The following is a 22,359-nucleotide window of genomic DNA, read 5'->3' on the forward strand; positions in this document are numbered from 1 at the left end:
GAGGCTGCCGACGAAGAAGGGGACCGGAATCATCCGGTCCCCTTCTTCGTGCCTGATGTGTCTTCGCCCCTGACGTGCATGCCTCAGGGGCTCAGGACGGTTCAGCGGAAGTGCGCGATGACGTCCACCTCGACCGGGGTGTCCAGCGGCAGGACGGCGACGCCGACGGCGCTGCGGGCATGCTGACCGAGGTCGCCGAATGCCTGCCCGAACAGCTCGGAGGCACCGTTGAGCACTGTGGGCTGCCCGGTGAAGCTCGGGTCCGAGGCCACGAAGCCTCCGACCTTCGCGATGCGCGTGATGCGGTCCAGATCACCCACGGCGTGCTTGAGCGCCGCAAGGCAGTTCAGCGCACACTGGCGGGCGAGGTCGTGGGCCTGCTCCGCGGTGACCTCGGCGCCTACCTTGCCGGTGAGCGGCAGCTCGCCGTTCACCAGGGGCAGCTGGCCGGCGGTGTAGACCACACCATCGGCGACGACGGCGGGCTGGTAGGCGGCCACGGGAGGGACCACCTCGGGGACGCTGAGTCCGAGGTCGGCCAGCCGGGCTTCCACAGTGCTGGTGGTCTCAGCCATGGGTCAGCTCCTCTCAGCCGTTCTTCGCACGCTTGAGATAGGCCACAGGCGCATTGCCGTCCGGACCGGGCAGCACGGTGACGAGCTCCCAGCCGTCCTCGCCCCACTGGTCCAGGATGGCCTTGGTGTTGTGGATGATGAGCGGAATGGTCGCGTATTCCCACTGGGTCACTGAAGTCATGCGTCCAGCCTATCCCCCAGCATCCGTCCAGGGACGGAATTGACCATCCCGGCTACCATGGAGCCTATGGCGCCACGTAAGTCTCCCCTCTTCGACACTGCCACCACACTCGGCAAGATCATGTCCTTCCTGGGTGTGAGTGCGCTGTGCGGTGTGCTGGCCGCGGGACTCATCTTCCCCCTGGCCGCGACCGGCGGTGCGGCAGCCACTGCCGGCTCACAGATGCTGGAGGAGCTCCCGGCTGAACTGCTGGAGGAGCCCCTGAGCGTGCCCTCGAAGATCCTGGCCGAGGACGGCACGGAGCTTGCGCAGTTCTACGCCGAGAATCGCAAGCCGGTCGGCATCGAGGACATCTCCGAGCCGATGCGTGACGCGATCATCGCCATCGAGGACGAGCGCTTCTACGAACATGGCGGCGTGGACGCCCGCGGTCTGAGTCGCGCGATGGTCCACAACGTCACCTCGGACTCGCAGCAGGGCGCTTCCACGATCACCCAGCAGTACGTGAACAACGTGCTCATCAACGCGCAGTCGCTCCGCGGGGAACGCACCACCATCTCCGGCACGAAGACCTACGCGGACAAGCTGCGCGAGATGAAGCTCTCCGTGTCCATCGAACAGGAGATGACCAAGGACGAGATCCTCGAGGGCTATCTGAACATCGTGCTCTTCGGCGGTCGCAACTACGGCGTCGAGGCCGCCGCCCAGGCCTACTGGAGCGTCCCCGCCGCCGAGCTGGACATCGCCCAGGCCGCCACGCTCGCAGGCCTGGTGCAGAACCCCAACGGCTATAACCCCCTGGTGAACCCGGACGCGGCGGAGAGCCGCCGCAACACCGTGCTCTCGGCGATGCTCCGCAACGACTACATCACCCAGGAGGAGTACGACGAGGCCGTCGAGTCCGACCTGGGCCTCGACCCCGATCCGGAGAACGCCGGGTGTTACCACGCCGAGATGGGCAACTACTTCTGCGACTACGTCGTGGAGGCCTACCTCAGCAACTCGGACATCGCCCCGACCCGCGAGGCGCGCCAGCAGCTGCTCGAGCGCGGCGGGCTGCAGATCACCACCACCCTGGATCCTGACGCCCAGGAGGTCGCCGAGGAGGAGACGCGGAACGCAGTCCCGGCCGGTGACCCCTCAGGTGCCGCGTCGTCGCTGGTGTCGGTGGAGCCGGGCACAGGCAACATCAAGACCATGGCGCAGAACTCCGAGTACGGACCCGAGGACGACGGCGGCGTGCTCGTCAACTACAGCTCCGACTTCACCTTCGGCGGCAGCCGGGGCTTCCAGGGAGGCTCGACGCTCAAGCCGTTCGTGGCCGCAGCCTGGCTGGAGGACGGCAACTCGATGTCCGACATGATCGATGCAGGGCACGGAGAGTATCCGGCCTACACCTCATGGGAGGCCACCTGCCTGGACAACGGGATCGCACGCAACACCGACCCCTGGGACCCGGCGAACGTCATCCGCGACATGCACCGGGAGATGACGGTGGACTATGGCCTGTACTGGTCCATCAACACCGCCACCGTGGCCACCGCCCACGAGCTCGACCTGTGTGACATCACGGATCTGATGACCCGCGTGGGGTACCGCAACGCCTACGACGGCTCGGAGCTGAACCCCGCCAACCCGTCCTTCGTCCTGGGCGCCTACGACGTCTCCCCGCTGGTGCAGGCCAACGCCTATGCGACGCTGGCCAACGACGGCGAGTACTGCCGTCCGCGGGCGATCACCGAGATCACCGACACCAGCGGCAACACCTACGAAGTCCCGGAGGCGAACTGCGAGCAGGTCATCGATGAGGAGGTCGTGGCCGAACTCAACGAGACCCTGATCCGCATCGCCGAGGACCGGACCGCCGACGGCGACCCGGAGTTCCCCATGGCGGGCAAGACCGGTACGAACAACACGGAGACCTCGACCTGGTTCATCGGATACTCCCGAGGGCTCTCCACCGCCAGCTGGGTCGGCAACCCCGAAGGCTCCCATGAGAGGTACTCGCTGAACGGCCAGACCATCGGAGGCGTGCTCTTCGAGGACGTCTGGGGCTCGCTCATCGCCGGACCGCTGTGGCTGGACTACATGAACCGAGTGGCCCCTGACTACTCCACCGACGAGTTCCCCGAGCCAGAGGACTCCCCCTGGGAGAACCCGGAGTCCTCGGACCGCTACTCCTGGGAGAACGACGGACGGGAGACCGGTGGAGGAAGCTCCGACAGCGACGACGTCCCGGACGTGGACGACGGAGATGCCGGGGACGACGACTCCGACTCGGACTCCGGCTCGGACTCTGACTCAGACTCTGACTCCGACTCGGATTCCGACTCGGACGACGACTGAGCAGGGCGCCGCTGATGAGCCCGTCGACGCCTGAGGCGACCCTGCCCTCCGCGCTGCGCGTTCTCAGCAGATTCGGCGCCGGCGCGGCCGCAGCCGGCGCCGTCCTCGGCGTCGGCCTGGTGGGCTATGCGAATCGAGTAGGCCTGAGCCGGTTCACCACTCGGTACGAGCAGCTGGAGATCCTGCAGGCCGGCCGCGGGCCGCTCCGGATCCTCCACATCTCAGACATCCACTATGTGCCTGGGCAGCAGAAGAAGTTCGCCTGGCTGCAGTCACTGGCGGACCTGCAGCCGGACCTGGTGGTCAACACCGGGGACAACCTCTCCCACCCGGATGCGGTGGACGAGGTGCTGGAGGCGCTGGGGCCGCTGCTTCAGTTCCCCGGAGTGTTCGTACCGGGTTCGAACGACTACTACGCGCCCCGGCTGAAGAACCCGCTGGCCTATCTGGTGGCACCCTCACGGCACAGCGAGAACCGCCCGGAGCTGCCGTGGCGCCGACTCTTCGCCGGCTTCAACGCCTCGGGCTGGGTGAGTCTGCGCAATCGCCACCACGCGATGACGCTCGGTCCGCATGCGGTGCTGCTGTCCGGAGTGGACGACCCACACATCGATCGAGACAGCTTCGCCGGGTGGCCCCGCGGAGTGGCCTCGCACCGGTCACTGCGACTCGGGGTCGCGCACGCGCCGCTGTCACGCGTGCTGGGCCGCTTCGCCGACACCGGAGCGGATCTGATCCTCTCCGGGCACACCCATGGCGGCCAGGTCTGTCTGCCGGGCGGACGGGCGCTGACCACCAACTGTGACCTGCCGACCGCGCAGGCCAAAGGCCTCTCCACGGTCACCTCAGCCACCGGGCGCGATGTGCCGCTGCACGTCTCGGCCGGGATCGGCACCTCCGCCACCGCACCGGTGCGCTTCAACTGCCCGCCGGAGGCGACGGTGCTCGACCTCTTCCCTCAGCGCTGATCTGCCCCGTCCCCACCCGGCGCGCGAGGTTCCGGGAACGACGGCGTCGCAGGTCCGAGCGATGCGGAAGCGTCTGTCACCGGCCAGGAGTAGTATGTGTCACACGGGCACTCCTGACGCGCGCTTGTTCTGCGAGGAACGGGATCACGCGCGGATCGACGGGAATGGATACGACGTCGCCAGCGCTGGGAGAAGCACCGGCGACATCGACCTCGCGGCGCCGACCCAGGCCGCAGGGTGCGACGCAAGAACGCTCGCGGCGTCGGCCTCCGCCGTGAGTCAGTACCGCCTGCTGCTGCGCCCACGGGCGCACCCGAGCGGACCGACCGTGACGCCGTCGTCCTTGCCGCCATGGAGCGCAGCCCGCCACGGGGACAGTGCTGCGCCGCTGAAGTCGCCCGCGCACCACAGCGCCCCAGTCCCAGGAATGCTCCGCACGCGGAGGGTTCCGATGCCGACCTCCGTAGACTAGGATCAGTTGCCCGATGCAACGAGAATCACGAGACCTGGAATCTGAGAGTTCCACACGCCGCCGCACCCTCTGGCAGGCGCTGGGGCGCCTCAATCCATACCTGCAGGGCATCCGCCTGCGCTGGACCCTGGGCCTGCTCTCCGCAGTCGGCGCAGGCATCGTGGCACTCACCATCCCTCAGGTGCTGCAGGTGCTGGTGAACTCCGTGCTCGCCGAGGGGGCGGAGACCGCCGCCGTCTGGACGGCGGCCGGAGTCATCCTCGCCCTGGGCATGCTGGAGGCGTTCCTGTTCTTCCTGCGTCGATTCTTCGTGCTGCCGCCGGCCTCCGACGCCGAGAGCGCCATGCGCACCCGACTCTTCGAGAAGCTGCAGCACCTGCCGGCCTCCTTCCACTCAGCCTGGGGTGCCGGCCAGCTCCAGTCCCGCGCCATCGCAGACCTGAATCTGCTGCGCCGCTGGTTCGCCTTCGGCTCCATCATGTTCGTCTCATCGGTGATCAGCGTGATCGTCGGGTTCGCCCTCATGATGCGGCTCTCCCCGCTGCTGACCGTGGTCTTCCTCGCCGCGGCGATCCCGATCATCATCTACGGGCCCACGTTCCGCACCCGGTTCGTGCACTACTCCCGGCGCGCCCAGGACCAGGCGGGCGACGTCGCCACCTCGGTGGAGGAGTCGGTGCACGGCATCCGCGTGCTCAAGGCCTTCGGCCGCGGCGAGCATGCGCTGAAGGGCTTCGTCCGCCAGGCCGACCGGCTGCGCGGCACCGAGGTCGCCAAGGCACGCACCCTGGCCCGATTCCTGCTGGTGATGATCACCCTGCCGGAGACCGTGCTGGGCATCTGCCTGCTCATCGGCCTGTGGCAGGTCGCCCACGAGGACACCACCGGGGTCACCGTCGGCGCCCTCGCGGCGTTCTTCGCCACCGCAGCAGTGCTCAAGGGCCCCATCGAAGGTGTCGGCATGCTGCTGGGCATGACCTTCACCGCGAAGACCGCCATCGACCGGCATGCCGATGTGATGGACACGACGAACACCATCACCTCCCCGGCGGAGCCGATCCGCGCCCCGGAGCACGGCACACTGGAGCTCGACGACGTCCACTTCCGCTACCCGGACGCCAAGCCCCATGAGCGCGACCAGATCGACGGCGTCAGCCTGCGCATCGAGCACGGAGAGACCATGGCGCTGGTGTCCCACACCGGCGGCGGGACCTCCACACTGCTGAACCTCATCCCCCGGCTCTACGACGTCACCTCCGGCACGGTGCGGATCGACGGCGTCGACGTGCGAGACTTCGACCTGGCCGACCTGCGCTCGCGGATCGCCGTGGCCTTCGAGGACCCCACGCTGTTCTCCTCCTCGGTGCGGGCCAACGTGCTGTTGGGAACCGCCCACGACCGTGACGAGGACGACCCGCAGCACCCCGACCGGGACGGCGCTCCTCGTCCGGATCAGCTCGAGGAGGTGCTGGCCCGCGCCCTGCGCACCGCCGACGCCGAGTTCGTCGAGGACCTGCCCGGCGGCGTCGACACCGCCATCGGCGAGGAAGGGCTCAGCCTCTCCGGCGGCCAGCGTCAGCGCCTCGCGCTGGCCCGCGCCATCGCCGCCGCGCCCTCGGTGCTGCTGCTCGACGACCCACTCTCCGCCCTGGACGTGCGGACCGAGGAGCGCGTCACCCACCGACTGCGAGAGGTCCTCGAAGGCACCACCACCCTCATCGTGGCCCACCGCCCCTCCACGGTGGCGATGGCCGACAGAGTGGCACTGCTCCATGAGGGTCGGATCGCCGACGTCGGCACCCACGACGAGCTGCTGAACCGTTCCGCCCTGTACCGGGATGTGATGAGCACGAGCCCTGAAGCTGAGGAGATCATGGACTCGATCCCTGCCGAGCAGAGGACGGACGACACCGAGGCAGACACCACCGGTGACACCGGTTCCATGGAGGAGGTGAGCACCCGTGGCTGAGACCCCCCAGAACGGCCGCCGCGGCCCCACCCGCCGCAATGAGCAGGTGCCGGACTTCGACGTCGACCCCGTCGCCGCGACGACCCGCACCAGCGTGCCCGAGGCGATCCGCCATGGCAGCTTCTCCCCGTCAGACCCGCGCTTCGACCACCTGCGGGGAACCGCCGGTGAAGAACAGATCGACATGGACAAGGAGGAGCGGAAGTTCATCCGACGCCGCTCCTGGAAGCTGCTGGTCCACCTCTCCCGAGGGGTCCGGCTGAAGCTGCTGATCACCGCGCTGTTCGTGATGGTCGCCCAGGCCGCACAGGCCGCCACCCCGCTGATCATCGCCTGGGCCATCGACTGGGGCCTGCCCCGGATGATCGACGGCCAGACCTCCGGGATGATCCTGCCCGGGGTCAGCTATGTGGCCGCGGCAGTGATCGCCGGGGTGCTGACCTGGGCCTACACCCGGATGACCGCCGAGGTCTCGCAGCAGATGCTGTTCACCCTCCGCGGCGAGGTCTTCCGCAAGACCCAGCATCTGAGCCTGGACTTCCACGAGGACTACACCTCCGGGAAGGTCATCTCCCGGCAGACCTCCGACCTCGAGTCCCTGCGCGAGCTGCTCGACCAGGGCATCAGCTCGCTGGTGTCCGGCCTCATGTTCATGTCCTTCACCGCGATCTCCATCGTCATCCTCGACTGGCGCTCCGGGCTTCTGCTGGTCGCCGCGGCGGTGCCGATCGTGTTCCTGGGCCGCTGGTACCAGCGCCGCTCCGAGGTCGCCTATCGGCAGACCCGCATCTCCTCGGCGCGGATGATCGTCCACTTCGTGGAGACCATGACCGGCATCCGCGCCGTGCAGGCCTTCCGCCGCGAGACCTCCCGCTCCCGGCAGTACGACCGGCTGGCGAAGAACTACCGCAACGACATGGTCCGTTCCCTGGGGCTCTTCGGCATCCTGCAGCCCGCGCTGCTGGCGCTGGGCAACCTCACCGTGGCCGCGGTGCTCGTCTGGGGCGGATTCCGCGTGCTGCAGGGCGATCTGGAGGTCGGGGTTCTCGTGGCCCTGCTGTTGGCCACCAAGCGCGTCTTCCAGCCGCTGGACATGATCGCCATGTTCTACAACGCGCTGCAGTCCGCCACCGCCGCCCTGGAGAAGGTCTCCGGGCTGCTGGAGGAGAAGCCCACGATCACCGAGGACCCGGAGCCGGAGCATCTCGACGAGTCCCGCGGCGAGGTGGAGTTCTCCCAGGCCGCGTTCCGCTACTCCGCAGAGGGCCCGGTGGTGCTGCACGAGATGGACCTGCACATCCCGGCTGGACAGACCGTCGCCGTCGTCGGGCGCACCGGGGCCGGCAAGTCCACTCTGGTCAAGCTGCTGGCCCGCTTCTACGACGTCACCGCAGGGTCCCTGACCCTCGACGGCGTCGACGTGCGGAAGCTCGCCGTGGCCGACCATCACCGGCACGTGGCCATGGTGACCCAGGAGGCCTTCCTGTTCTCGGGGACGATCACCGAGAACATCGCGCTCGGCCGTCCGGAGGCCCCGCAGGAGGAGGTCGTCGCCGCGGCTCGCGCAGTGGGAGCCCACGCGTTCATCATGGACCTGCCGGAGGGCTACGAGACCGACGTGAACAAGCGCGGCGGTCGGCTCTCCGCCGGTCAGCGGCAGCTGATCTCCTTCGCCCGGGCGTTCCTCGCCGACCCGGCGGTGCTGATCCTGGACGAGGCGACGTCGTCGCTGGACCTGCCCAGCGAGCAGCTGGTCCAGCAGGGCCTGCAGAGGCTGCTGGGCCACCGCACGGCGCTGATCATCGCCCACCGACTCTCCACTGTGGCGATCGCCGACCGGGTGCTGGTGGTCGACGAGGGCCGCGTGGTGGAGGACGGCTCCCCGGCCGAGCTCATCGCCGACGGCGGCTACTACGCCAAGCTGCACGCCGCGTGGGAGGCCACGATGGGTTCGCCCAACTGACGCCTGAGGAACCCCCGTTGAGATGGTGAGTTTCCGCCCGAACTGGGCCCGTCAGATGGCCATTCGGGCGGAAACGCACCATCTCAACGGGCTCAGGGAGCGGCTCAGACTCGTACCAGAGGCAACACCTCGGTCAGATCCGCGCGGATGCCGGAGGCCGAGACCCGTCCGGCGTCACGTGCCTCGGACCACGTCAGCCGGCCGGTGGCCAGCTCCAGCCAGGTGCGGGCGTCCAGCTCCACCACGTTCGGCGGCGTGCCGCGGGTATGTGTCGGACCCTCGAGGCACTGGGTGACCCCGAAGGGCGGCACCCGGACCTCCACCGAGTTCCCCGGCGCCCGCTCCGCCAGCTCCTCCAGGAGGTGACGCACCGCCGTGGCCAGGGTGCGGCGGTCGACGTCCTCCGGCGATGCGGCCCAGCGATCCAGCGCGGAGGCGCCTACCTCGGCGGTGATGCGTCGTCGTGCCATGTCTGCTCGTCTCCGTGATCTGATCTCCCCCAGGGCCGGCCCGTATGCTCAGAGCCGCTCGAGCACCGTGTGGGACAGCCGGATGCTGCCCACCTGGGCGTCGTCGACCCCTCCGGTGATCGGACGGATGATCTTCTTGAGCACCGCCCCCAGAGAGTCGACGTCGATGACGTCATGGGCCGCGAGCAGGCTCAGCGCCACCAGGTTGTTGGCCCGCTGGCTGCCGTCCAGGGTCTTCACCGCCACCGTGGTGCCGTCCGGAGCACCGATGACCAGCACCCCTTCGGCGCCGAGCTTGGCGAGCAGCCCCAGCTCCTCCATCACCACGGTGTTGACCTCGCCGCGGCCGTGGACCGCCCAGGGATAGTCGAGCATCGCCTGCGAGACGGTGAAGGCGTGGACCTCGGCGTCACGACGGGAGGTGGCGGAGGCGATCTTGGAGAATCCACGCGCCAGGCCGGTCAGGCTCATCGACGGCGCCGGAGCGCCGCAGCCATCGGTGCCGATGACTCCGGGGGTCTCCTCGCAGTACTCCTCCAGCACCGCCATCACCGCCTGCTGCATGGGGTGCCGGGCCTCGGTATAGGTCGCCAGCCGCCAGCCCTGCGTGCGGGTGGCGGCGAGGAAGGCGGCGTGCTTGCCGGAGCAGTTGAACGCCAGCGGGGTCTTCTCCCGGCCGGCGGTGATGTGGTCCACCAGGTCCCGCTCCCGGGAGGGGTAGGCGGCCGGGCAGCGCAGGTGCGACTCGTCGAGCTTCTCCTCGGCGAGCACCCCTGCCGCGACCTCCTGGTGCCGGCGGGACCCGTTGTGGGAGCCGCAGGCCAGCGCCACGGCCTCCTGCGAGATCAGCGCACCGGACCGCAGGGAGGCGATCGCCTGGAACGGCTTGAGCGTGGACCGCGGGAAGATCGGCCGCTGCGGGGCGCCCAGGGACTCGAGCACGGTGCCGTCGGGCCCGAGCAGCACCGCTGAGCCGATGTGCCGCGATTCCACGGCCCCGGCCCGGGTCACCCAGGCCAGCTCTGCCGACTCTGCGGCGGCCGCGGTGTGCGGAGCCGGAGTGTCCGGAGCGGGGGTTGCGAGGGAGGCGGCGGATGCGGTGCGGGCGGTGCGGAGGTGGTCGGCGCTCATGCGGCTAGTCTAGGGCGGCGGAAGGCGCCATGCCGTAGGCTTGACGACCGTGAAGGTACTTGTTGTGGGGCCGGGAGGCCGCGAGCACGCCATTGTCCGAGCACTCCTGCGTGACGACTCCGTCACCGACGTCGAGGCGGCCCCCGGCAACGCCGGGATCGCGCAGGATGTCCCCTGCCACCCGGTGGACGCCTCCGACGGCGAGGCCGTCGCCCAGCTGGTCACCGACCACGGCTATGACCTCGTCATCGTCGGCCCGGAGGCCCCGCTGGCCGCCGGAGTCGCCGACGCCGTCCGCGACGCCGGGGTGCCGGTGTTCGGTCCCTCCGGCGCGGCCGCCCAGCTGGAGGCCTCGAAGGCCTTCGCCAAGGAGGTCATGGGGGCCGCTCACGTGCCCACCGCGGGCGCGGTGCACGCCGCCGAACTCACCGCCGCCGAGGTCGGCCTGGACCGTTTCGGCGCTCCCTACGTGGTCAAGGACGACGGTCTGGCCGCCGGGAAGGGCGTGGTGGTCACCTCAGACCGCGACGCCGCCCTCGCCCACGCGCAGGCCTGCTTCGAGGCCGGCGGATCCGTGGTGATCGAGGAGTTCCTCGACGGCCCGGAGGTCTCCCTGTTCGTGCTCTCCGACGGCGAGCACCTGGTCCCGCTGAGCCCCGCCCAGGACTTCAAGCGCATCTTCGACGGCGACGCCGGCCCCAACACGGGCGGCATGGGCGCCTACACGCCGCTGGACTGGCTGACCGGCTACACCGAGACCCACGACGACGGCGCCACCCGCGACTTCGTGGCCACGGTGATGGACCGCGTCGCCCGCCCCACCGTGGCCGAGATGGCCCGCCGCGGAACCCCGTTCGTCGGCGTGCTGTACTGCGGCCTGGCCGTGACCTCCCGCGGAGTGCGCGTGGTGGAGTTCAACGTGCGCTTCGGAGACCCCGAGACCCAGGCCGTGCTCGAACGACTCGCCACCCCGCTGGGCCGGCTGCTGCTGGACTGCGCCACCGGCTCGCTGGGGGCGGACCGCGAGCTGGACTGGCGTGACGGCTACGCGGTCGACGTCGTCATGGCCGCCGAGAACTACCCGGACGCCCCCCGCAAGGGCGATGTCATCTCCGGCCTGGACGCCGCGGAGGAGCTCGACGGCGTGGCCGTGCTGCACGCCGGCACGGGCCGGGACGAGCAGGGGCGGCTGCTCTCCGCCGGCGGGCGCGTCCTGGCCGTGGTCGGCACCGGCTCCACGCTGGCCGAGGCCGTGCAGCGCTCCTACGCGGGCGTGGACCGCATCAGCTGGCAGGGCGCCCAGCACCGCACCGACATCGCCGCCAAGGCGCTGGCCGGGGACATCCGTGTGCACGCCCAGCTGCCCGGCTGGACGCACGCCGTCTCCGGGAAGGTCCGGGACCTCTACCGCCCCGCCCCCGGCTCCGCCTGGGACGGGCAGGATGTGGTGCTGGTGGTCGCCAGCGACCGGATCAGCGCCTACGACCACGTGCTCTCCACCCCCATTCCGGACAAGGGCCGCGTGCTCACCCAGCTGAGCCTGTGGTGGTTCGAGCGGCTGCGCGAGGCCGGAGTGGCCACCCATGTGGTCTCCACCGAGGTGCCCCCGGCGGTGGCCGGCCGGGCGATGATCTGCCGCGATCTCCAGATGGTCGAGGCCGAATGCATCGCCCGCGGCTACCTCACCGGCTCAGGGCTGGCCGAGTACCGTGGATCCGGCACCGTCACCGGCATCACACTGCCCGAGGGGCTCACCGACGGCTCCCGTCTCCCGGAGCCGATCTTCACCCCCTCGTCCAAGGCCGAGCAGGGCGGACACGACGTCAACATCAGCTTCGCGGAGCTCTCTGCGTCGGTGGGAGACGAACTGGCCGACCAGCTGCGCGAGGCCACGCTGCGGGTCTACCGCCTGGCCGAGCAGACCTGCCGCGAGGCCGGCGTCGTGCTGGCCGACACCAAGCTGGAGTTCGGCCACGACCGCGCCACCGGCGAGCTGGTGCTCGGCGACGAGGTGCTGACCCCGGACTCCTCCCGGTTCTGGCCGGCCGAGTCCTGGGAGCCGGGCACGGCCCAGCCCTCCTTCGACAAGCAGTTCGTGCGGGACTGGCTGACCTCGTCCGCCTCCGGCTGGGAGCGCGGCTCGGGCATCGCCCCGCCGGCACTGCCCGAAGACGTCGTCACCGCCACCCGCGAGCGCTACCTGGACGCCTACCGGCGGATCACCGGCGAGGAGCTGGGGCAGCGGACCTCCGGCGCCTGAGCACGCGGGGCCGACCGCAGCCCCCGCACGTTCTTCCGGCCCGTGCCGAGCCAGTAGACTGGAGTCCATGTCCTCCAGCGAGCAGCACCGTCGGGTGATGGTCCGCCCCACACCCCGGCTCGTCCCGTTCCTCGTGGCCGGTGTGGTCGTGGCGTTCGCGGCCGCCGTCGTCGTGGTCCTGGTGTCCGGCTCGGCGGAGGACTACACCGTGGCCGGGAACATCGGCTATCTGACCTTTGCGCTCTCCCTGCCGGGTCTGGCGCTCGCCGCCCTGTCCTGGCTGCTCCTCGAGCGCCGTTCGCGCCGGCTGACTCGCACGTATCGCGCAGTCCCCGCTGACCCCGCCCCCTCCGAGAGGACCGACGAGAATGGCCCGCGCTGACGGTCGCCTGAACTTCAATCTGCTCGACGACGACGCCGCCCCGCAGGACGAATGCGGCGTCTTCGGTGTCTGGGCGCCCGGCGAGGAGGTCGCGAAGCTCGCCTACTACGGCCTCTACGCCCTCCAGCACCGTGGACAGGAATCGGCCGGCATCGCCGCCTCCGACGGCAGCAGCATCCGCATCTACAAAGACATCGGCCTGGTCTCCCAGGTGTTCGACGAGTCCACCCTCACCGCGCTGAACGGCCACATCGCCCTCGGTCACTGCCGCTACTCCACCACCGGAGGCGGGCAGTGGTCCAACGGCCAGCCGACCCTCGGAGAGACCCCGCACGGCACCGTGGCCCTCGGACACAACGGCAACCTGACCAACTCCGCGGAGCTCTACGACAGGCTCGTGGAGCGCAACGGCGGGGTGACGCCGTCGTTCGGCGAGCTCGCCCAGGGCAACACCACCGACACTGCGCTGGTGACCGCACTGCTGAAGGACGAGGAGGGCGACAGTCTCGAGGAGCAGGCGATGGCGCTGCTCCCCACGCTGAAGGGTGCGTTCTGCCTGGTGTTCATGACCGAGAACACCCTTTACGCGGCGCGCGACCCGCAGGGCGTGCGCCCGCTGGTGCTGGGCCGGCTGGAGCGCGGCTGGGTGGTCGCCTCGGAGCAGTCGGCGCTGGCCACCGTGGGCGCCTCGGTCATCCGTGAGATCGAGCCCGGCGAGTTCATCGCCATCGACGCCGACGGCGTCCGTTCCCAGCGATTCGCCGCTGAGAAGCCGGCCCGTTGCGTCTTCGAGTACGTCTACCTGGCCCGGCCGGACGCCAACATCAACGGCCGCTCGGTCTACGAGTCCCGGGTTGAGATGGGACGCCAGCTGGCCCGGGAGGACACCCACGACGCCGAGATCGTCATCCCGGTGCCGGAGTCCGGGACGCCGGCCGCGGTGGGATACGCCGAGGCCTCCGGCCTGCCCTTCGCCCAGGGCTTCATCAAGAACGCCTATGTCGGACGCACCTTCATCCAGCCCTCACAGACGCTGCGCCAGCTGGGCATCCGGCTGAAGCTCAACGTGCAGGAGCACGTGGTGCGGGACAAGCGGGTGGTGGTGGTGGACGATTCGATCGTGCGCGGCAACACGCAGCGGGCGATCGTGCGCATGCTCAAGGAGGCGGGCGCGAAGGAGGTCCATGTGAAGATCTCCTCCCCGCCGATCAAATGGCCGTGCTTCTACGGGATCGACTTCGCCACCCGGGCGGAGCTGATCGCCAACGGAGCCAGCATGGACGAGATCCGGCAGGCCGTGGGGGCCGACTCGCTGTCCTACATCTCGGAGGCAGGCATGATCGCCGCCACCGAGCAGCCCCGCTCCACGCTGTGCACCGCCTGTTTCTCGGGCGAGTACCCGATCGAGCTGCCGCCGTCGAACCGTCGCGGCAAGCTGCTGCTGGAGCAGCCGGAGCTGCCGGGCATGGACCCCTCCGCAGCCTCTGCGTGCGAGCCGGGTCCGGATGCAGAGTTCGACATCGACGACCAGTCCCTTGCGGAGGCCACTTCATGACCGATCAGCCGGCACCGATCACCTATGCATCCTCCGGGGTCGACGTCGAGGCGGGAGACCGCGCCGTCGAGCTGATGAAGGCTCATATCGAGGCGACACACACGCCCGCGGTGATGGGCGGCGTCGGCGGTTTCGCGGGGCTCTATGACGCGTCGGCGCTGAAGGCGCTGCCGCGGCCGCTGCTGGCCACCTCCACCGACGGGGTGGGCACCAAGGTCGCGATCGCCCAGGCGATGGACGTCCACGACACGATCGGGTTCGACCTGGTCGGCATGGTGGTCGACGACATCGTGGTCATGGGTGCCGAGCCGCTGTTCATGACCGACTACATCGCCACCGGCAAGGTGGAGCCGGCGCGCATCGCCGCCGTGGTCTCCGGGATCGCGAAGGCCTGTGCGGAGGCCGGCACCGCGCTGGTCGGCGGGGAGACCGCTGAGCATCCGGGCCTGCTGGCCGAGGATGAGTACGACGTCGCCGGGGCCGCCACCGGCGTGGTGGACGCCTCCGCAGTGCTGGGCCCGGAGCGGGTCCGCGCCGGGGACGTGGTGATCGGCATGGCCTCCTCGGGCATCCATTCCAACGGATACTCTCTGGTGCGCCGCGTGGTGTCCTCCGCCGGCTGGGGCTACGAGCGCGAGGTGCCCGAGTTCGGACGCACTCTGGGCGAGGAGCTGCTGGAGCCGACCCGCCTGTACACCACGCCCTGCCTGGACCTGGTGAAGGCGCTCAACGGCGACCCGGCTCAGGGCGAGCTGCCCGCGGACCTGCCGGTGCGCGGGTTCAGCCACGTCACCGGCGGCGGCCTGGCCGCGAACCTGGCCCGGGTGCTGCCGGCCGGCCTGATGGCGACGGTGGAGCGCTCCACCTGGTCCTGGCCCGCCGTGTTCTCCGTGGTGGCCGAGCTGGGGCGCGTGCCCCAGGCGGACCTGGAGCGCACCCTGAACCTGGGCGTGGGGATGGTGGCCGTGGTGGCCCCGGAGAAGGCCGTCGAGGCCCTCACCCAGCTGAGCGCCTCGGGCCAGACGGCCTGGGTGATGGGCGAGGTCACCGAGTACTCCCCCGAGGACGTCGCAGGTGCCGGCGAGGACTTCGTCCAGGGTGCCAAGGGGGTCGACGGCGGCGGCGTGCTGCTCACCGGCGCCTACGCCTCCTGATCACCCCCCCACCCCTCATCGAGTGGGGGAATCCACGACAGCTAGGCCGCTCGTGAGGCCATTTAGCTGTCGTGGATTCCCCCACTCGATGCGTGTCAGCGGGACTGGCCCGCCGTAAACCCCGCGACGCGCTCCTGGGCCTCGAGGCGGCGGGCCTCGGCGAGACGCTCGTAGACGCCGTCGTCGACGTTGCCCCGGTAGACCGCGTAGAACACCAGGGTCAGGACGTAGAACACCGTGACACCCGGCAAGGACAGCCAGCGATCCCAGGCGTCGAGGGGCGCGCTGGTGGCGCGGCTCAGGAACGCGACGAGCTGGGCCGAGGCGATGAACAGACACGCCCCCACCTGAAACTTCACCTGTCCCGGTGAGACCGCGGCCGTGCCCAGGCCCCACCGGCGCCAGCCGCTCAGCCCGAGCCGGGCGGCGTCGTGCTCGGAGAGCCGGTGCCGCACCTCCTGCGGGGTCAGATGGGCCCCGGTGTGATCCAGTTCGACCATGACCAACCTCTCCCCGTCGTCGACGACGCCGACCCTCGCCGTGGGATCCACGGCGCCCTTGCTGTCACGCGTCAGCCTATCGGTGAGGGCAGGTCATGACCAGGGCCGCCCTCATCGCCCTCGCCGCACCGTGGACCTCCTCCCGCGTGAGACCTAAAGTGACATGCATCACGTCACCTGCGGCCTGCCCGGCGGCCTCGCCGCTCGACAGCGCCACGCCGGTGACCGCCGTATCCCGAGGCGCAGGAGGGCGACATGAGTGACACCCGGCAGATCCCCGAGTCATTCCACACCGGCCAGGCCCTTCTCCTCGCCTCCGTGGCAGCACTGGGCGGCTTCCTGTTCGGATTCGACACAGCGGTCGTCAACGGGACGGTGACCGCGGTCCGTGAGGGATTCGGGCTCAGCGCCGGGTTGACCGGCTTCGTGGTGTCATCGGCCCTGCTGGGCTGCGTGGTGGGCGCGTTCACCGCAGGACGCCTGGCGGATCGCATCGGCCGCATCCGGGTCATGCTGATCGCCGCCTCGCTGTTCCTGGTCAGTGCGGTCGGCTGCACCTTCGCCGTCGGCGCCGCAGACCTGATCGTCTGGCGGGTCATCGGCGGCCTCGGCGTCGGCACCGCCTCGGTGATCGCCCCCGCCTACATTGCCGAGATCTCCCCGGCGCAGATCCGCGGACGCCTCGGCTCCATGCAGCAGCTGGCCATCGTCACCGGAATCTTCGTGGCCCTGCTGTGCAACGCCTGGCTCGCCGGGCTCTCCGGAGGAGCCGCGGAGCAGCTGTGGTTCGGGCTGGAGACCTGGCGATGGATGTTCTTCGCCGAGGTGGTGCCGGCGCTGGCCTACGGCGCGTTCGCCCTGATGATCCCCGAGTCGCCCCGATTCCTCGTGAAGAAGGGTTCACCGGCCAAGGCCCGCGAGGTCCTCAGCCGGGTGCTCGAGACCGGCATCGACCAGCGGATCGAGGAGATCCGACAGTCCCTGGGCACCGAGGCCCGCACCCGCCTGAAGCACCTGCGCGGCCCGGCACTCGGCCTCCTGCCGATCGTCTGGGTGGGCATCCTGCTCTCCACGTTCCAGCAGTTCGTGGGCATCAACGTGATCTTCTACTACTCCTCCACCCTGTGGCAGGCGGTCGGCTTCACCGAAGCCGATGCCCTCGCACAGACCGTCATCACCGGCGTGACCAACATCGTGGTCACCATCATCGCGATCGCCCTGGTGGACAAGATCGGTCGTCGTCGGCTGCTGATGATCGGCTCCACCGGCATGACGCTCACCCTGGGCCTGCTGGCATGGATCTTCGCCACCGCTCCGGTGGTGGAGGCCGCCGACGGAACGCTCACCCCGCAGCTGACCGACACCGGCGGAGTCGTGGCCCTGCTGGCCGCCAACGGGTTCGTGGTCTTCTTCGGCATGTCCTGGGGCCCGGCGGTGTGGGTGCTGCTGGGCGAGATGTTCAACAACCGGATCCGCGCCACCGCGCTCGGCATCGCCGCGGCCGCCCAGTGGATGGCCAACTTCACCATCTCCACCACCTTCCCAGCGCTGGCTGACATGAGCCTCGGCGTCGCCTACGGCTTCTACACCACCTGTGCGGCGATCTCCCTGTTCTTCGTCATCAGGTTCGTCCCGGAGACCAAGGGCAAGCAGCTCGAAGACATGGAGTAGCTCGTGCGCCCGAACACCCCTCGAGCGCGCCTCAGCCACCCGTCGAGTGGGGGATTCCGCTACGGCTAACTCGCCCATGGGGCCAGTTAGCCGTAGCGGAATCCCCCACTCGACGCATATCGGGGTGCCGCCTGAGCAGGGCAAGCAGCTCGAGGACCTGCAGCGAGGCGCTGAGGCGGCGCAGGACGACGGGGGCTGGCCTGAGGACGGCACCATGGCGCCCTGGGCGGTGATCGACGTCGCCAGCGGCACCCCGGTCGGGATGACCACGTTCATGCACATCGACGCCCGCACTCCGCGCCTCGAGATCGGCTCCACCTGGCTGCTCTGCGCCGGGCCCAACGCACCGGCGTCAACGCGCCTATGAAGCGCCTGCTGCTGGCCCGGGTCTTCGGGGATTTGGGGTGCCTGGCGGTGGAGTTCCAGACGCACTTCCACAATCGTCAGTCGCGTGCCGCCCTCGAACGCCTCGGGGCGAAGCAGGACGGGTGCTGCACCAGCCGGATCAGCCGAGGATCGACTCCACGGTGTCCACCGCGGCGGGCACCAGGGAGACCACCAGCAGACCCGCCATGACCAGGTTGAACACCCGCAGATGCGCCGGCTTGGAGATCAGCCGCCCCGCGCCGACTCCCATCAGCGTCCAGGTCACGGTGCAGGGGGTGCCGAAGATCAGGAACACCGCGCCGATCACCAGCACTTCGCCGGTGAAGGACTCCCAGTGCCCTGTATAGGCGGCGATCGCGCCCACCGCCATCGTCCAGGCCTTGGGGTTGACGAACTGGAACAGCGCCAGCTGCAGGAACGACGGCGGCCGAGCACCGTGGCGCACGGACAGGTCCGTGGGCCCGGAGGCGATCTTCCACGCCAGGTACAGCAAGTAGGCGATGCCGATCGGACGCAGCACGTCGAGGATCACCGGCCACTGCGCCAGCGCCTGCCCCAGGCCGAGTCCGACGAGGACCACCATCACCGGGAAGCCGATGTTCACGCCGACGATCGCCGGTACTGTGCGGCGCAGGCCGTAGGTCGCGCCGGAGGCCATGGCGATCGTGTTGTTCGGTCCGGGGGTCCCCGCCGTCGCCAGGGCGAAGAGGATCAGGGAGAGGATGGTCACCCGGACGAGCCTAGCGCGCGCCGTGCCGACGATGCCGCGCGTGCCGCCGACGCCCGGATTCTGAGACTCCGTGCGGGGTCCCGGATCCCCCGCACCACCTGCCGTCTTCCCCGAAGGGCTGCGGTGCGGCCGGTATCATCAGGGAAGTGACCACTCGACCCCAGCACCCCGGGCCCCGCGGAGCGCAGCAGCTGACTGTGCATCCGATCAGCGCCGACGAGCACGCAGCGTTCCTGGCGCAGCACCCGACCGCCTCTTTCCTGCAGAACCCCCGGTGGCCGCAGGTGAAGACGGACTGGCGCGGAGAGTCCTTGGGCGCCTTCGACGGTGACCGGCTGGTGGCCGCCACCCTGGTGCTCCACCGCCGTCTGCCTCTCCCTTCCGCCGTCCCGGTGCTGGGCCGCAAGAGCCTCGCCTATCTGGCCGAAGGCCCGGTCTTCGACGCAGAGGAGGTCGCGCTCAGCGCTCTGCTTCCGGCGCTCGTGGACCATCTGAAGGGTCAGGGCGCCTTCCTCATCCGCATGGGCCTGCCCGGGGTGACCCGCCGGTGGGCCGCCCAGGACGTCCGCCGCGCGCTGGCCTCGGGGGAGCACACGGTGATCTCCGAGCTGGAGCCCCTGCAGGTCGACGACGACGCCGTCGCGGTCCGCGCCGAGCTGGAGGGCCTGGGCTGGCAGCCCCCGCAGGAGTCTGAGGAGTTCGAGGCCGGGCAGCCGCAGTTCCAGGCCCGCATCCCGCTGACCGACGAGGAGGGCGGCGCGCTTGACGTCGACGCCGTCCTGGCGCGGATGGACCAGACCTCACGACGGCAGACCCGTAAGTCCACGCGCTCGGAGCTGGTCATCACGACCGGAGGCGAGGAGGATCTCCCCGCCTGGCAGGCGCTCTATGCGGAGACTGCTGAGCGGGACGACTTCACCGGCCGCCCGCTGAGCTACTTCCAGCGGATGTTCCGAGAGCTCAACGCCGCCGAGGACACCGAGTGCACCTTGTACTTCGCCCACCACGAGGACGCGCTGCTCGCCGCAGCCATCTACGTACGGCAGGGGAAGTTCGCCTGGTACGTGTACGGCGCCTCCTCCTCCCAGGAGCGCAAGCGCTACGCCCCGCGAGCCCTGCAGCTGCGCCAGATCGAGGATGCCCTGGCCGCCGGATGCCGGTGGTATGACCTCGGCGGACTCAGCCCTTCGCTGGATCCCGAGTACCCGCTGGCCGGGCTCACTCGGTTCAAGACGACCATGGGCGCCGACGTGGTGCAGACCTACGGCGAGTGGGACTACCCGGTGAACCGCCTGCTGACCAGGGCGTTCACCCTCTACATGGCTCGCCGCTGAAGCGCAGGCTGAGCGGCCCGCCGACCCCGTCAGGGTGATCTCGGCCTCCCACCCCTGCCCACCGAACCATACATCCAGTACAGTTTGATGTCATGGCGACCGCATCCCTCCCCCTGGTGGACCCCGGGCCCGTTCCCCAGCTCTCCCGCTGGCAGCGCTGGACCGTGCTCGTCATCGTCTCCTCCGCCCTGCTGCTCATCACCCTGGACAACACGGTCCTGTACACCGCGCTGCCCCGGCTGACCGAGGATCTGGGCGCCTCGACCTCCCAATCCCTGTGGATCATCAACGCCTACCCGCTGGTCATCGCCGGTCTGCTTCCCGGCTCCGGCGCGCTGGGCGACCGGCTCGGCCATAAGCGGCTCTTCCAGTACGGGCTGGTCATCTTCGGGGTCGCCTCACTGGCCGCCGCCTTCTCCCCCACCCCAGAGGCTCTGATCGCCGCCCGCGCATTCCTGGCCGTGGGAGCGGCTGCGATGATGCCGGCCACCCTGGCGCTGATCCGGGTGAGCTTCCCGATGGAGAAGGAACGCAACCTGGCGATCGCCGTCTGGGCCTCGGTCTCCGTGGTGGGCATGGCCATCGGTCCGATCGTCGGCGGACTGCTGCTCGAGCGGTTCTGGTGGGGCTCGGTGTTCCTGATCAACGTGCCTATCGCCGTGGCCGGGTCCCTGGCGATCATCCTGGCCGGACCGCGCAACCTCACTAACCCGGCCAAGCGCTGGGACGGCCTCTCCTCCGCCCAGGTGATGATCGGGCTGACAGCGGCCGTGCTGGCCATCAAGTCCCTGGCCGAGGACGGGGTCGACTGGCTGCTGGTCATCGGCTCGGCACTGGTCGCCGTCGTCGCGCTCACCGTGTTCGGGCGGCGCCAAGCCAGGTTGGAGGAGCCCCTGATCGACTTCACGATCTTCCGCAACCGAGCCTTCGCCGCCGGTGTGGCCGCCGCCGGCGCCAGCATCTTCGCGATCATGGGCACTCAGCTCGCCAGCACCCAGCGCTTCCAGCTGGTCGAGGGCTACACCCCGCTGCAGGCAGGACTGCTCGTCTCGGCGATCGCCGTCGGGGCGCTGCCCATGGCGCTGATCGGTGGAGCGATCCTGCACCGCACGGGCCTGCTCGTGCTGATCTCCGGAGGGCTGTCCGTGGCGGCGCTGGGAGCAGGCGTCTCGGTCGCCGGAGCCGCGCAGGACATGCTCTCCGTGCTGGTGCTGGGATTGCTGATCATGGGAGTAGGCCTGGGCGGTTCGATCTCCGTGGCCTCCACCGCGATCATGGGCAATGTGCCGCCGCGCCGGGCGGGGATGGCCGCTTCGATCGAGGAGGTCTCCTACGAGTTCGGCGGCCTGGTGGCGGTCGCCACCCTGGGCAGCCTGCTGCACTTCGCCTACTTCCGGTTCCTCGCCCTGCCCGCCGGGGCAGACCGCTTCACCGCGGCCAGTCCCACTGAGACGCTGACCAGCGGGGAGGGCGACGTCGTCGCAGCGGCCTCCCAGGCGATGGACAGCTCCTTCCTCGTGGTGCTGGCCGCAGTGACGGCGGCGCTGGCCGCCGGCACTCTGATCACCGGTTCGCTGCTGCGCCGGCACCTGCCCGGCACCGCCTCCCAGGCGTACCCCGGGAACCACTGAGCAGATGCGCCGACCCGGGCACTCAGCCTGCGGCCCCTGCCCGGGCCGGGCCGAGCGGCGGGCTGCCACGGGCCGCTAGGCTGGGGCATCATGCGACAGTCCAAACGCACCGAGATCCTGCAGGCCGCCCAGCACATCGTCCAGCGTGACGGCGTCACGGCGATCACCTATGAATCGGTGGCCGCCGAGGCCGGCCTGACCAAGGGCGGACTGCTCTATCACTTCCCATCCCGGGAGGACATGCTCCTGGCCCTGCATGAGCACGTCGCGGGCCAGTGGGAGGCCTGCATGGAGTCTGAGGCGGGGGCTCCCTACGAGGAGCTCACCGCGGGGCAGCGGCTCGACGCCTACATCCGCGCGTCACAGAACCCGGACCGGGCGGAGCTGCTGCTGATGCTCGAGTCCGCCGGGGATCCCGCCGCCCAGGCGGCCTGGGACACGGTGCACGATCGGTGGTCGCCCCCGCCGCCCAGCGGCACGCCCGACGACGCCGGCGTGCCGGGCCGTGCGGCCGGCGTCGACCCGGACCTGCTGCCCTTCCTGGCACGGCTGGCCGCGGACGGGCTGTGGTTCTATGAGGCGCTGGCGCCCGGGCATTTCACCGAGGCGCAGCGCTCCACGATCGTGGAGGCGATCATCCGGCTGGGCGCCGGGGAGCACACGCAGACCTGACCGGCAGC

The 22,359-nt window shown here is 69.9% G+C and carries 19 protein-coding genes; 13 read left to right on the forward strand and 6 right to left on the reverse strand.

Annotated features, from left to right (window positions below; genetic code table 11):
• Positions 1-101: 101 nt before the first annotated feature.
• Together ODE13_RS05860 and ODE13_RS05865 are read right to left on the reverse strand one after the other, a co-directional pair.
• Positions 102-575 carry a RidA family protein gene (locus ODE13_RS05860; protein ID WP_322478416.1) on the reverse strand — a complete coding sequence of 158 codons (474 nt, stop codon included), beginning with the start codon at positions 573-575 and terminating at the stop codon, positions 102-104.
• Between the two features lie 13 nt (positions 576-588).
• Positions 589-756, reverse strand: a complete 168-nt coding sequence (locus ODE13_RS05865) for a hypothetical protein (RefSeq protein WP_179541163.1) — start codon at positions 754-756, stop codon at positions 589-591.
• A 66-nt stretch (positions 757-822) separates the two neighbouring features.
• On the opposite strand from ODE13_RS05865, the gene ODE13_RS05870 reads away from it, so the two are divergent.
• The 4 genes from ODE13_RS05870 to ODE13_RS05885 all read left to right on the forward strand — a co-directional run bounded on the left by ODE13_RS05870 (position 823) and on the right by ODE13_RS05885 (position 8,474).
• On the forward strand, positions 823-3,102 hold the full coding sequence (locus ODE13_RS05870; protein WP_322478417.1) for a transglycosylase domain-containing protein: 2,280 nt from the start codon (positions 823-825) through the stop codon (positions 3,100-3,102).
• A 14-nt stretch (positions 3,103-3,116) separates the two neighbouring features.
• Positions 3,117-4,070: a metallophosphoesterase gene (locus ODE13_RS05875; RefSeq protein ID WP_322478418.1), complete on the forward strand. Its 954-nt coding sequence runs from the start codon at positions 3,117-3,119 to the stop codon at positions 4,068-4,070.
• Positions 4,071-4,555: 485 nt separating this feature from the next.
• Entirely contained in the window at positions 4,556-6,511 is a 1,956-nt protein-coding gene (locus ODE13_RS05880; RefSeq protein WP_322478419.1) for an ABC transporter ATP-binding protein, read from the forward strand.
• 184 nt (positions 6,512-6,695) lie between these two features.
• Positions 6,696-8,474, forward strand: a complete 1,779-nt coding sequence (locus tag ODE13_RS05885; RefSeq protein ID WP_322478727.1) for an ABC transporter ATP-binding protein — start codon at positions 6,696-6,698, stop codon at positions 8,472-8,474.
• Positions 8,475-8,578: 104 nt separating this feature from the next.
• Here the strand turns inward: ODE13_RS05885 and ODE13_RS05890 are convergent, their stop codons facing one another.
• A complete protein-coding gene (locus tag ODE13_RS05890; RefSeq protein ID WP_322478420.1) occupies positions 8,579-8,944 on the reverse strand; it encodes a sterol carrier family protein in 366 nt (121 codons plus the stop codon).
• A 48-nt stretch (positions 8,945-8,992) separates the two neighbouring features.
• Positions 8,993-10,075 (reverse strand): asparaginase, encoded by a 1,083-nt coding sequence (locus ODE13_RS05895; protein ID WP_322478421.1) that lies wholly within the window; start codon positions 10,073-10,075, stop codon positions 8,993-8,995.
• A 49-nt stretch (positions 10,076-10,124) separates the two neighbouring features.
• Here ODE13_RS05895 and purD point away from each other — a divergent pair, with 49 nt between their 5' ends.
• The 4 genes from purD (at position 10,125) to purM (ending at position 15,426) form a co-directional block, all read left to right on the forward strand.
• The gene (purD, locus tag ODE13_RS05900) at positions 10,125-12,335 is read left to right on the forward strand and encodes a phosphoribosylamine--glycine ligase (RefSeq protein ID WP_322478422.1); all 2,211 of its coding nucleotides are present in this window, start codon (positions 10,125-10,127) and stop codon (positions 12,333-12,335) included.
• 67 nt (positions 12,336-12,402) lie between these two features.
• Positions 12,403-12,717, forward strand: coding sequence for a hypothetical protein (locus tag ODE13_RS05905; RefSeq protein ID WP_322478423.1), 315 nt, complete (start codon positions 12,403-12,405; stop codon positions 12,715-12,717).
• Positions 12,704-14,272, forward strand: a complete 1,569-nt coding sequence (gene purF / locus ODE13_RS05910) for an amidophosphoribosyltransferase (RefSeq protein WP_179541171.1) — start codon at positions 12,704-12,706, stop codon at positions 14,270-14,272. Before ODE13_RS05905 ends, purF begins: the two co-directional genes overlap by 14 nt.
• On the forward strand, positions 14,269-15,426 hold the full coding sequence (gene purM / locus ODE13_RS05915; protein WP_322478424.1) for a phosphoribosylformylglycinamidine cyclo-ligase: 1,158 nt from the start codon (positions 14,269-14,271) through the stop codon (positions 15,424-15,426). Before purF ends, purM begins: the two co-directional genes overlap by 4 nt.
• Before the next feature lie 95 nt (positions 15,427-15,521).
• On the opposite strand, the gene ODE13_RS05920 is transcribed toward purM, so the two are convergent.
• On the reverse strand, positions 15,522-15,977 hold the full coding sequence (locus ODE13_RS05920; protein WP_322478425.1) for a hypothetical protein: 456 nt from the start codon (positions 15,975-15,977) through the stop codon (positions 15,522-15,524).
• A 204-nt stretch (positions 15,978-16,181) separates the two neighbouring features.
• Here ODE13_RS05920 and ODE13_RS05925 point away from each other — a divergent pair, with 204 nt between their 5' ends.
• Entirely contained in the window at positions 16,182-17,597 is a 1,416-nt protein-coding gene (locus tag ODE13_RS05925; protein ID WP_322478426.1) for a sugar porter family MFS transporter, read from the forward strand.
• A 124-nt stretch (positions 17,598-17,721) separates the two neighbouring features.
• The gene (locus ODE13_RS05930) at positions 17,722-17,964 is read left to right on the forward strand and encodes a hypothetical protein (protein WP_322478427.1); all 243 of its coding nucleotides are present in this window, start codon (positions 17,722-17,724) and stop codon (positions 17,962-17,964) included.
• A 138-nt stretch (positions 17,965-18,102) separates the two neighbouring features.
• Here the strand turns inward: ODE13_RS05930 and ODE13_RS05935 are convergent, their stop codons facing one another.
• Positions 18,103-18,714, reverse strand: a complete 612-nt coding sequence (locus ODE13_RS05935; RefSeq protein ID WP_322478428.1) for a LysE family translocator — start codon at positions 18,712-18,714, stop codon at positions 18,103-18,105.
• Positions 18,715-18,860: 146 nt separating this feature from the next.
• On the opposite strand from ODE13_RS05935, the gene ODE13_RS05940 reads away from it, so the two are divergent.
• The 3 genes from ODE13_RS05940 (at position 18,861) to ODE13_RS05950 (ending at position 22,351) form a co-directional block, all read left to right on the forward strand.
• Complete coding sequence (locus tag ODE13_RS05940; protein ID WP_322478429.1) at positions 18,861-20,048, forward strand: lipid II:glycine glycyltransferase FemX; 1,188 nt, start codon at positions 18,861-18,863, stop codon at positions 20,046-20,048.
• Positions 20,049-20,140: 92 nt separating this feature from the next.
• Positions 20,141-21,679 carry an MFS transporter gene (locus ODE13_RS05945; protein WP_322478430.1) on the forward strand — a complete coding sequence of 513 codons (1,539 nt, stop codon included), beginning with the start codon at positions 20,141-20,143 and terminating at the stop codon, positions 21,677-21,679.
• Positions 21,680-21,769: 90 nt separating this feature from the next.
• Positions 21,770-22,351, forward strand: coding sequence for a TetR/AcrR family transcriptional regulator (locus ODE13_RS05950; protein ID WP_322478431.1), 582 nt, complete (start codon positions 21,770-21,772; stop codon positions 22,349-22,351).
• Positions 22,352-22,359: the final 8 nt, after the last annotated feature.

Source organism: Nesterenkonia sp. HG001, assembly GCF_034438835.1.
GTDB lineage: Bacteria > Actinomycetota > Actinomycetes > Actinomycetales > Micrococcaceae > Nesterenkonia > Nesterenkonia xinjiangensis.